Origin of the sequence: Pseudoxanthomonas sp. 22568 (assembly GCF_052044485.1) — a bacterium.
In the GTDB taxonomy this organism is placed as follows: domain Bacteria; phylum Pseudomonadota; class Gammaproteobacteria; order Xanthomonadales; family Xanthomonadaceae; genus Pseudoxanthomonas_A; species Pseudoxanthomonas_A beigongshangi.
The window spans coordinates 105528-116232 of sequence record NZ_JBQENC010000011.1; the positions used below are offsets into that span (position 1 = coordinate 105528).

General features: G+C 66.4%; 7 protein-coding genes and 1 pseudogene. 4 read left to right on the forward strand and 4 right to left on the reverse strand.

Features of this window, described 5'->3' with window-relative positions:
- Nucleotides 1-6 precede the first annotated feature (6 nt).
- The gene (locus tag ACTJI2_RS14660; protein WP_225562543.1) at nucleotides 7-1029 is read left to right on the forward strand and encodes an isoaspartyl peptidase/L-asparaginase family protein; all 1023 of its coding nucleotides are present in this window, start codon (nucleotides 7-9) and stop codon (nucleotides 1027-1029) included.
- Nucleotides 1030-1143: 114 nt separating this feature from the next.
- On the opposite strand, the gene ACTJI2_RS14665 is transcribed toward ACTJI2_RS14660, so the two are convergent.
- The 4 genes from ACTJI2_RS14665 to ACTJI2_RS14680 form a co-directional block, all read right to left on the reverse strand.
- Nucleotides 1144-1491: a VOC family protein gene (locus ACTJI2_RS14665; protein ID WP_192199466.1), complete on the reverse strand. Its 348-nt coding sequence runs from the start codon at nucleotides 1489-1491 to the stop codon at nucleotides 1144-1146.
- Between the two features lie 74 nt (nucleotides 1492-1565).
- Nucleotides 1566-2321: a helix-turn-helix domain-containing protein gene (locus tag ACTJI2_RS14670; RefSeq protein ID WP_440842555.1), complete on the reverse strand. Its 756-nt coding sequence runs from the start codon at nucleotides 2319-2321 to the stop codon at nucleotides 1566-1568.
- Nucleotides 2322-2352: 31 nt separating this feature from the next.
- Nucleotides 2353-3927 carry a serine hydrolase domain-containing protein gene (locus tag ACTJI2_RS14675; protein WP_440842556.1) on the reverse strand — a complete coding sequence of 525 codons (1575 nt, stop codon included), beginning with the start codon at nucleotides 3925-3927 and terminating at the stop codon, nucleotides 2353-2355.
- A gap of 132 nt (nucleotides 3928-4059) precedes the next feature.
- Entirely contained in the window at nucleotides 4060-5028 is a 969-nt protein-coding gene (locus ACTJI2_RS14680; RefSeq protein WP_183639600.1) for a LysR family transcriptional regulator, read from the reverse strand.
- A gap of 105 nt (nucleotides 5029-5133) precedes the next feature.
- On the opposite strand from ACTJI2_RS14680, the gene aceB reads away from it, so the two are divergent.
- The 3 genes and pseudogenes from aceB to ACTJI2_RS14695 all read left to right on the forward strand — a co-directional run.
- Complete coding sequence (gene aceB / locus ACTJI2_RS14685; protein WP_318287983.1) at nucleotides 5134-6759, forward strand: malate synthase A; 1626 nt, start codon at nucleotides 5134-5136, stop codon at nucleotides 6757-6759.
- Between the two features lie 25 nt (nucleotides 6760-6784).
- A complete protein-coding gene (aceA, locus tag ACTJI2_RS14690) occupies nucleotides 6785-8074 on the forward strand; it encodes an isocitrate lyase (protein WP_183639598.1) in 1290 nt (429 codons plus the stop codon).
- A 524-nt stretch (nucleotides 8075-8598) separates the two neighbouring features.
- A pseudogene (locus ACTJI2_RS14695) lies at nucleotides 8599-10705 on the forward strand (RHS repeat protein); the annotation flags it as partial.

Sequence of the window (10705 nt, forward strand, 5' to 3'; positions counted from 1 at the left end):
ACTGCCATGACGAACCTGTTGCGTGCGTGCTGCCTTGCGTTGTTGGGAATGGCGGGCACCGCCATCGCCGCGGATGCGGATCGGCCGGTGCTGGTCATCCACGGCGGCGCGGGCGTGGAGCGTGGCGATCTCGCTCCCGAGGAGATCGCCGCCGCGCGCAAATCAATGGAAGAGGCGCTGCGCGCCGGCCACGCCCAGCTTGCCGCCGGCAAGCCGGCGCTGGACGCGGTGGCCGCCGCGATCACCGTGATGGAGGACGCGCCCAGCTTCAACGCCGGACGCGGCGCGGTGTTCACCCATGACGGCAAGAACGAACTGGACGCCTCGATCATGGACGGCGCCAGCGGCAAGGCCGGCGCGGTGGCCGGCGTGCACCGGGTCAAGAATCCGATCCAGCTGGCGCGGCTGGTGATGGACAAGTCCAGGCACGTGATGATGGTCGGCGACGGCGCCGAAGCCTTCGCCACCGAGCAGGGCGTGACCCTGGTGGATCCGTCCTACTTCCGCACCGAGAAGCGCTGGCAGCAGTTGCAGAAGGCGCTGAAGGAAGAAGCCTCCGGCCAGGCGCATGCGGATCTGGAAACCGCCAAGCACTTCGGCACCGTGGGCGCGTTGGCGCTGGACGCGCAGGGTCATCTGGCGGCCGGCACCTCCACCGGCGGCATGACCAACAAGCGCTACGGCCGGGTCGGCGATTCGCCGATCATCGGCGCCGGCACTTACGCCGACGCGCGCTGCGCGGTATCGGGCACCGGCTGGGGTGAGTACTACATCCGCGCGGTCGCCGCGCACGACATCTGCGCGCGCGTGCGCTACGGCGGCCAGGACATCGCCAGCGCCGCCAGGGCGGTGATCAACGACGAGATTCCCAAGGCCGGCGGCGACGGTGGCGCGATTGCGCTGGCCGCCGACGGCAGCATCGCCTTCCCGTTCAACACCGAGGGCATGTACCGCGGCTGGATCGGCGCCGACGGCGTGCCGCACGTGGCGATCTTCGCCGACGACCCGCTGCCGATGCCGAAGAAGTAAGCCCGCCGAAATCCCGAACCTGTGGGAGCGACGTAAGTCGCGAATCAGATGCCCGGTAGCGCATGGCGCGAAAAGCTCGCGACTCACGTCGCTCCTGCAGGCGCAAGCGCTGAATCAGCCCTGCGACCACACCGCCAGTTCGTAGCCGTCGCGATCCAGGAAGTGGAAGCGGCGGCCGCCGGGGAAGGCGAAGATGGGCTGGCTGATGCGTCCGCCGGCAGACTCGACCGCGGTCTGGCTGGCTTCCAGGTCATCCGACTGGATCACGATCAGCGCGCCGCCCGGGCGCGGCTCGCCATGCGCGAAGCCGCCGGTCAGCCGGCCATCGCGGAACTCGCAGTAGTCCGGGCCGTAATCCTGGAAGGTCCAGCCGAACGCCTTGCCGTAGAACGCCTTGGCAGTGGCGATCGAAGCGACGTTGAACTCGACGTAGTCGATGCGATGGTGGTGGGATTCGCTCATGGCGCGGCTCGTGTGGAGGGCGGGCGCGCAGTATCGCGCGATGGCCGGACGGCGTCTTGGAAAAAACGGCCAGCTCAGCCGTGCCGCTGCGCCAGCAAGTCGGTGGGTGTCAGTCCGGTGAGCAGGCGGGTGTCGCGGACCAGGTGCGAAGCATCGCCGTAACCGGCGTCCAGCGCGCGTCGCAGCAACGGCAGATCCGCCGGCGTACGCAGGAAGCGTTGCAGGCGCAGGATCCGCGCCAGCGTCTTGGGGCCGTAGCCGAAGGCATCGTGGCAGCGCCGCCGCAGGGTGCGTTCGCCGATGCCCAGTTCGCGCGCGAGCCTTGCCGGCGACGCGGCATCGGAATGAGCCAGGCGAGTGAACAGCGCGCGCATGGCGGGATCCGCAGTCGGCAGGCCCTGCCGGGCGACCGCGTGTTGCAGGGACCGCAGGCGATCCGCGGGATCGGCGGCATCGAAGGCCAGCCCATCGGTCAGCCGGCGCGCCCGCCGTCCCCACAGATCGCGCAGCGCGACCCGCTGGCCGGTGATGTTCCGCAATGGCAGGCCAAGGAACGCCTGCGCCGCGCCCGGCGCGAACCGGATCGCGGTCAGCAACGCGCCGGGCGCGATGGATGCCGTTTGCGCGATCGGATCCGGCCCGGCCACGAACACCTCGTCATCCGCCCAGATCAGATCGACGCAGCCGTCGGGGATGACCAGCACCTCCGCTGCCGGCCGCGACGGCGCCTGGTAGGTCCAGGCGCAGGCCAGGCCCGCGCGCAGCGGCGCGGCCGGCGCGACCTCGCGGTAGGCGGAAGGAGGAAGGTCGGAGGTGGCGTCGCGTGGCATGGTGTGCGCCACAGGTTACGCGCTTCCATCGTCAGCCTTCATCCCCGGAATCGGCGCGCCGCAGTTCCAGCCAGTGGTTGAGCGCGAACACGAAGTACGGATCCAGCACGCCCGCGGGTCCCTTCGGTCCGGACCAGGCCATCGCCTCGCCCGCGAGCGCGTCGCCGCGCAGTCGCAGATCCACGCGCAGCGCATGCCGGCGCCGCCGCGCGTCGGCGGTCGGCACCTGGCTGAGCGTGTAGCCGCGCAGGCGTCCGTCTTCGACTTCCACCTTGTCGAGCAGGCTCCACAGCTGATCGCCCAGCCGGAACAGCGCACGGCCATCTTCCAGTACGCGTAGCCGCGCGGGCACCGGCCCCTCATAGGTATGCAAGGTGCCCGACCAGTCGCCGCGCCATTCGGACGGCGCGGTGCCGATCGGCGCCGGCCGCGGTGCGGAAGTGGTGGCGGGGCCGGCGGCGGCGGCGGCCTGCGCGCGCCAGCCCGGCAGCAATTGCTGGAAGATCCGTTCGCGCACCTGCGCCACTGGTGCGCCGGACACGTTGCCCAGCACCGCCACCACCAGGCCTTCGGACGGCACCATCGTCAACGAAGCGGAGACGCCGGACATCGAACCGCCATGTTCGTACCAGCGATAGCCGCCGTCGTCGATTACCTCCAGCCCGATGCCGTAGCGGGCATGCGGATCGGTGCGGAACGCGTTCTCGACCATCGCGGCGCGGTGCCGGGCATCGAGGATTTCGCGTTGCCCCGGCAGCGGCCGGCCGAGGAAGAACAGCCCGAACCGGGCCAGATCCGGTGCGCTGGCGTACATCGCCGCGGCGCCGGGCTCCGCGAAGCCGTAGAACGGAATCGGTTCGCGCTTGCCGCCATAGCGCGCCGCCGCGTGCCGCTCCAGGCCGGGTCCGATGTCGATGGAGGAATGCCGCATGCCGAGTGGTTCGAACACCCGTGTTCGCAGTGCATCGCCATAGGACTGGCCGGTGACCCGTTCGACGACATGGCCAAGCAGGCCATAGCCGAAATTGTTGTACTCGTGAACCTCGCCAGCGCGACGGTACAGATGCCCATAACGCTGGATGGATTGCGCCATCGGCGGAATCAGCGCGCGCTCGGATTCGCCGTAGAAGAATTGCTCGGCCGTGCCCAGCCCGGACGTGTGGTTGGCGACGTGGCGGATGGTCGCCGCGTCGGCGTCGTCGACCCACGAATGCAGCCCGGCCTCGCCCAGATGCCGGTTGACGGGATCGTCCAGGGCGATGCGGCCTTCCTGCACCAGCGTCATCAGCGCGACCGCGGTGAAGGTCTTGGTCACCGATGCCAGCGAATACATCGTGTCGGCATCGGCGGCGATGCCGCGTTCGCGATCGGCCACCCCAAAGCCTTCGGTCCACAGCAGGCGGCCGTCCTTCGCCACCGCCACGGACATCGCCGGCACGTCGCGTTCCTGCATGCGCGTGCGGATGTATTCGCGCACCGGCGCAAAGTCCGGCTCGGCGGCGTGGGCGGACAGCAGGGACAGGCACGGCAGGGGCAGGCACAGCAATAGCAACAACGCCGCGCAAGTTTGGCGGACACGTGAAAAACAGGGGAAAGACAGCAACATCGACAGACTCCGGGAGCAATCCAGTGAACCAGCGCACGTTCGTCGTGCGCGGTGTTCCGAAGTTGTCGGCGGATACTGTCCGGAGCGGACAGGGTAGGCGAACGCGTGCGCGGCTTCAAACGCGCGGCGCGCTCAGCGTTCGGAATGCCCGCTGTCGTCGTAGTCGCGGCGGGTGAACAGATCCGGATGGATCAGCTCGATGAAGGCGCGCGCCTGCGGTGACAGGAACTTGCCCTTGCGCACGATCACGCCGTAGCTGCGCGCAGGAAACCAGTCGCTGAGCGAACGCGTTGCCAGTCTGCCGCGATCGGCGTCGGTCAGGCAGATCGAACTGACGATCGACACGCCCATGCCCATTGCCACGTATTGCTTGATCACTTCCCAGCCGCCGACTTCCAGCGCCACCGTGTAGGGCACGCGGTGCTGCTGGAACACCAGGTCCACCAGCCGGTAGGTAATCTGGCGCTTGGGCGGAAGGATCAGTCCGTAGGGCGAAATGTCGGCGAGTTCGAGTCGCGGCTTGTTCGCCAGCGGATGATCCGGCGGAGTGATCAGCAGCGGTTCGAACCGGTAGATCGGTGCGTAGCTGAGATCGGCGGGCACATCCATCATCGAGCCGACCGCCAGATCCACCGCGTCTGAGCGCAGCAGATCGGTGCCGTCGGCGGTGATCGCGTTATGCAGGGTCAGGCGCACGTCCGGGTGCTGCTGGCGGAACAGTTCGACGATGCGCGGCAGCAGGTACAGGATGGTGGAGCTGTTGGCGGCGATGTTCAGTTCGCCGGCGTCCAGCCCGGCGACCTTGTCGTGGAAGGTCGCCTCCAGACCGTCGATGCCCTCGACCAGCGGCTGGGCCAGCTCGTACAGCAGTTGCCCCTCGCGGCTGGGACTCAGGCGCCGGCCGCTGCGCTCGAACAGCACCACCCCCAAGTCTCGCTCCAGCGCCTGCAATTGCAGGGTGATGGCCGGCTGGCTGACGAACAGCGCCTCGGCCGCCCGCGATACCGAGCCCAGCCGGACGGTCTGGCAGAACGCCCGCAGGGGCTTCAGCCGGTCCGACTTGTAGGCAAATCGCAGCGTGGGCGGGCGTTTTTCAGGCATTTTGGCTGAAATATAAGTTCAGCTTATTAAGTGCATTGACAAAACTGTTTTGTCAAATAGTTTGCTGCGGCGCACGGTGGACCTCCAAGCAGCAGGAGTCCCGAAATGTCCGCCGCCGTTGCCCTGAGCCAATCCGAACCCGCGTCCCGCCCCACGCCCGGCATCAGCCTGACCGTCCGCCATCACGAGCAGGCCGCGCTGTTGCCGCCCGCCGCCCTGGCACTGCTCGTCTCGCTGCACCGTGCGATCGAGCCCGGCCGGCAAGCCCGGCTGGCGGCGCGCCGCCAGCGGCAGGCGTTCTTCGATGCCGGCGGCCTGCCGGACTTCCGCGACGACACCCGCGCCATCCGCGAGGGCGACTGGCGGGTCGCGCCGCCGCCGGCGGCACTGCTGGATCGCCGGGTCGAGATCACCGGGCCGGTGGATCCCAAGATGGTGATCAACGCGCTGAACTCCGGCGCGAAGGTCTACATGGCCGACTTCGAGGATTCGACCGCGCCGACCTGGCACAACCTGCTGATCGGCCAGCAGGCCCTGATCGGCGCGGTGCGCGGCGACCTGACCCACACCGCACCCAACGGCAAGCGGTACGCGTTGAAGCCGTTCGATGAGCAGGCCGTGCTGCTGGTGCGCCCGCGCGGCTGGCACCTAGACGAGAAGCACGTGCTGATCGATGGCCAGCCGATCGCCGGCGGTCTGTTCGATCTGGCCGTGTATGCCTTCCACAACGCGCGCGCGCTGGCCGAGCGCGATCGCGGCCCGTATTTCTACCTGCCCAAGCTGCAGAGCATGGAGGAGGCCGCGCTGTGGGAGACCGCGCTGTCGCACATCGAGGCCGCGCTGGGCCTGCCGCAAGGTCAGATGAAGGTCACCGTGCTGATCGAGACGCTGCCGGCGGTGTTCGAAATGCACGAGATCCTGCACGCGCTGCGGGATCGCATCGTCGGCCTGAACTGCGGCCGCTGGGACTACATCTTTTCCTACATCAAGACTTTCCGCCGCCATCGCGACCGGGTGCTGCCCGAGCGCGGCCAGGTGACCATGACCCAGCCGTTCCTGAAGGCCTATTCGGAACTGCTGATCCAGACCTGCCACCGCCGCGGCGCGCATGCGATGGGCGGCATGGCCGCGCAGATTCCGATCGGCAACGACGAGGCGGCCAACGAACAGGCGCTGGCGCGGGTGCGCGCGGACAAGCTGCGCGAGGTCACCGCCGGCCACGACGGCACCTGGGTGGCGCATCCGGCGCTGATCCCGATCGCGCGCGCCATCTTCGACGAACACATGCCCACGCCGAACCAACATGGCGTGCTGCGCGAGGACGTGCGGGTGAGCCGCGACGATCTGATCCGCCCGAGCACCGGCACCATCACCCGCGCCGGTTTCGAGGGCAACGTCGAGGTCTGCGTGCGCTACCTGGCCGCCTGGCTGGACGGCAACGGCTGCGTGCCGATCCATTGGCTGATGGAGGACGCGGCGACCGCCGAGATCGCGCGCACCCAGATCTGGCAGTGGCTGCACACGCCCGGCCTGCACCTGGCCGACGGCACCGCGATCGACTTCGCCCTGCTCGACGCCACCCTGCGCAACCTGCCAGCCCGCCTGGGCGACCGCGCGGCGCTGCCCGGCGGCGACAAGGTTGACGAGGCCATCGGCCTGCTCGACGCATTGAGCCGCAGTGAAGACCTGGCCGAATTCCTGACCCTGCCCGCCTACACCCGTATCGACTGAACACCCCCATTTCCGGAGAACACCCATGAACAAGCTGCCCACCGCCCAGGACATCCAGAAGGACTGGGACACCAATCCGCGCTGGCAAGGCATCACCCGCAACTACAGCGCCGAGGACGTCGTGCGCCTGCGCGGCACCATCCCGATCGAGCATTCGATCGCGAAGATCGGCGCCGAGAAGCTGTGGAACTACCTGCAGACCGAAGACTTCATCAACGCGCTGGGCGCGCTGACTGGCAACCAGGCGATGCAGCAGGTCAAGGCCGGCCTGAAGGCGATCTACCTGTCCGGCTGGCAGGTCGCGGCCGATGCCAACCTGGCCGGCCAGATGTATCCGGACCAGTCGCTGTATCCGGCCGACTCGGTACCGGCGGTGGTCAAGCGCATCAACAACACCCTGCTGCGCGCGGATCAACTGCATCATGCCGAGGGCGACGACAGCACCGACTTCCTGCAGCCAATCGTCGCCGACGCGGAAGCCGGCTTCGGCGGCGTGCTGAACGCGTTCGAGCTGATGAAGGCGATGATCGAGGCCGGCGCGGCCGGCGTGCATTTCGAAGACCAGCTGGCCAGCGTCAAGAAGTGCGGCCACATGGGCGGCAAGGTGCTGGTGCCGACCCGCGAGGCGGTGGAGAAATTGAACGCCGCGCGCCTGGCCGCCGACGTGATGGGCGTGCCGACCCTGCTGGTTGCGCGAACCGACGCCGAGGCCGCCGACCTGCTGACCAGCGACATCGACGCCAACGATCAGCCGTTCACCACCGGCGAGCGCACCGTCGAGGGCTTCTTCAAGACCCGCAACGGCCTGGATCAGGCGATCAGCCGCGGCCTGGCGTACGCGCCCTATGCGGACCTGGTCTGGTGCGAGACCGGCAAGCCGGACCTGGAGTTCGCACGCAAGTTCGCCGAGGCGATTCATGCGAAGTTCCCCGGCAAGCTGCTGGCCTACAACTGCTCGCCGTCGTTCAACTGGAAGAAGAACCTGGACGACGCCACCATCGCCAGGTTCCAGAAGGAAATCGCCAGCTACGGCTACAAATTCCAGTTCATCACCCTGGCCGGTTTCCACAGCCTGAACTACTCGATGTTCAACCTGGCCCACGGCTACGCACGTCGCCAGATGAGCGCATTCGTGGAGCTGCAGGAAGCCGAGTTCGCCGCCGCCGACAAGGGCTTCACCGCGGTCAAGCACCAGCGCGAAGTCGGCACCGGCTACTTCGACGCGGTCACCCAGGCCATCCAGCAGGGCCAGTCCTCGACCACCGCGCTGAAGGGCTCGACCGAGGAGGAGCAGTTCGCGGAGAAGGCGGCGTAGTCCACGAGGGCCAAGCACATGAAAGAAGAACGCCGGGTCGCCCGGCGTTCTTTTTTCCGATGGTTGAGATCACAACAAAAAAAGTGATGCAACTAACTCATTTTTGAACTGTGTCCGCGTTCCGGACGCGCGAGTGAAAGCGATGCCTAGGATGAGGCTCGCAAGTTCAAGGAACGGAATCCGTGGGAAGTGATACAAGAAGAAAGACGGAAACTCGCCGTATTGAAAGTGTGCTAATGGGTTGCGGTCTCTTGTTCGCGGGGCTGCTGTTTCGTCCGGCCAACGCAGGAGTCATCCTTGATGCCAGTAGTCATGGGAGCACCAGATACGGGCTCGCCATGCGGCCAGCCGGCGGCGATGACTTCGATGATGAACAGGGTCTTTTTTTTGGCGTCCCGGAACCCGCACCACTTACCCTCGAAACTCGCCGAGATTTTCTGGAATCGGAGTCCCCTGGGGGAGCGCATCATGTCCAATCGGCCAGTCGCCATGGATGGGATGTCCGAGCAGCGCGCGCGCGCTCGGTGGGATATCGCAAGACCGAGACCATCGAATATCACGATGACACCGGGCTATGGGTGCTGGGACAAGTCAAGCGAACGACGACCAATGGCGTGGAAACCAGCCGGACCGAGTACGGCTGGAAAGCTCTGCCGTCGAGGACTTATGCGTTCGGCAAACAGCAACAGACTCTTGGTTACTACGCTGACGGCAACCTGAAGTCAGCGAAGGATGGCAACGGAAATGCGACCACTTACAGCGGCTGGAAGCGCGGCATTCCGCAGCGCATCACCCATGCCGACGGTACATCCAGAACGGCGGCCGTGAATGATGCTGGCTGGATCATCTCGACCACGGATGAGAATGGTTACAAGACCTGTTACGGTCATGACGCGATGGGAAGGCTTTCACGCCTGATCCATCCTTCCGAGACTCGGGCAGGCATTTGCGATGCCGGTAGGTGGGCAGCGACGACACAGGTATTCGAACCGGTGGCCCGGGCGGAGTACGGACTGGCCGCTGGCCACTGGAGGCAGACGACCAGTAGCGGCAACGCACGCAGGGTGAGCTACTACGACGCGCTGTGGCGTCCATTGTTGGTGCGTGAATACGACGTGGCGAATCTGGCGGGAACCCAACGTTTCAGCCGGTTCGCTTACGACCACGAGGGAAGAACGACGTTTGCCTCTTACCCGGGTTCGACCGAGAGGCTGACCGCTGGCATCTGGACGGAGTACGACGCCCTGGGCCGGGTGACGTCCGTGAGCCAGGACAGCGAATTGGGTCCGCTGACCACCATCACCCAGTACCGGGGCGATGCAACGGGCGCATTTGTGCGCACCATCAGCCCGCGGGGCGTAGTGACGGTGACCCGCCACCAAGCCTTCGATCGGCCCAGCTACGACACCCCGGTACTTGTCGATCAGGGTCAGAACCTGACCGAGCGGGTAGGCATCGACATCACCCGGGACGTGTTCGGAAAGCCACTGTCCATCCGCAAACGCGATGCGGCCGGGACGGTCGCGGTGACCCGCAGATTTACCTACAACAGCGCCCAGGAACTGTGCAAAATCATCGAGCCTGAGACCGGCACGACGGTGTATGGCTATGACGGAGCGGGCAATCTGGCCCACTCAGCGATGGGCTTGCGGGGATTTGGAGACGCTGCCTCCTGTAGTGGCAAGGGAGGCTGGCTCCAGGTGAAGTCACGGGCGGCCATGCGCACTTACGACGCGCGCAACCGGGTCAAGACGCTGGTATTCCCGGACGGGCGGGGCAACACTACCCACACGTATACGCCGGATGGCCTGCTGGCCAGCACGGCGGTGGACAACGATGGCACCAACGTGGTGACCACCAGCTATGGCTACAACCGCCGCCGCCTGCCCACCAGCGAGCGGATGCAGTGGGGCGGGATCAACTGGGGTATCGGCTACGGCTACGACACGTTGGGCCATCTTGCATCGCAGAGCTACCCAAATCGGCAGAGCGTGCATTTCGCACCCAATGCGTTGGGCCAGGCGACCCGGGCCGGCACCTACGCCACCGGGGTGCAGTACTACCCCAATGGGGGGATGAAGCAGTTCACCTACGGCAATGGCGTCGTCCACACCATGACCCAGAACGCGCGCCAGTTGCCGGCACGCAGCACCGACAGCAACGGGGTGCTGGACCTGGGCTATCTCTACGACAAGCACGCCAACGTCATCGGCATCACCGACTACACGACCGGTGCGCGCCAGAGCCGCGCCATGATTTACAACGGGCTGGACCAGCTGGTCCGGACCACCGGCCCCAGCTTCGGCACGGCCAACTACAGTTACAACGTGTTGGACAACCTGACCTCGGTGAAGGTGACCGCTGGCAGCCATGTACGCAACCACACGTATCACTATGACGCCACAAACCGGCTCACCAGCGTGACCAATACGGTGGGCGGGGCCACGGTGATGGGGCTGGGTTATGACGTGCAGGGCAATCTGCGTAACCAGAACGGCCGGGTGTTCAACTTTGATTTCGGCAACCGGTTGCGCGGCGTCAATGGCGTGGCCAGCTATGTGTATGACGGCCATGGCCGACGGGTGCGGGACTACACCACGGCCAGCAAGTACAGCCTGTACAGCCAGAGCG

Excerpts from the sequence above, each read along its gene's own strand:
- aceA (WP_183639598.1), top strand. The coding sequence starts at position 6,785 with ATGAACAAGCTGCCCACCGCCCAGGACATCCAGAAGGACTGGGACACC.
- ACTJI2_RS14660 (WP_225562543.1), top strand. The coding sequence starts at position 7 with ATGACGAACCTGTTGCGTGCGTGCTGCCTTGCGTTGTTGGGAATGGCG.
- ACTJI2_RS14670 (WP_440842555.1), bottom strand. The coding sequence starts at position 2,321 with ATGCCACGCGACGCCACCTCCGACCTTCCTCCTTCCGCCTACCGCGAG.
- aceB (WP_318287983.1), top strand. The coding sequence starts at position 5,134 with ATGTCCGCCGCCGTTGCCCTGAGCCAATCCGAACCCGCGTCCCGCCCC.
- ACTJI2_RS14665 (WP_192199466.1), bottom strand. The coding sequence starts at position 1,491 with ATGAGCGAATCCCACCACCATCGCATCGACTACGTCGAGTTCAACGTC.
- ACTJI2_RS14680 (WP_183639600.1), bottom strand. The coding sequence starts at position 5,028 with ATGCCTGAAAAACGCCCGCCCACGCTGCGATTTGCCTACAAGTCGGAC.
- ACTJI2_RS14675 (WP_440842556.1), bottom strand. The coding sequence starts at position 3,927 with ATGTTGCTGTCTTTCCCCTGTTTTTCACGTGTCCGCCAAACTTGCGCG.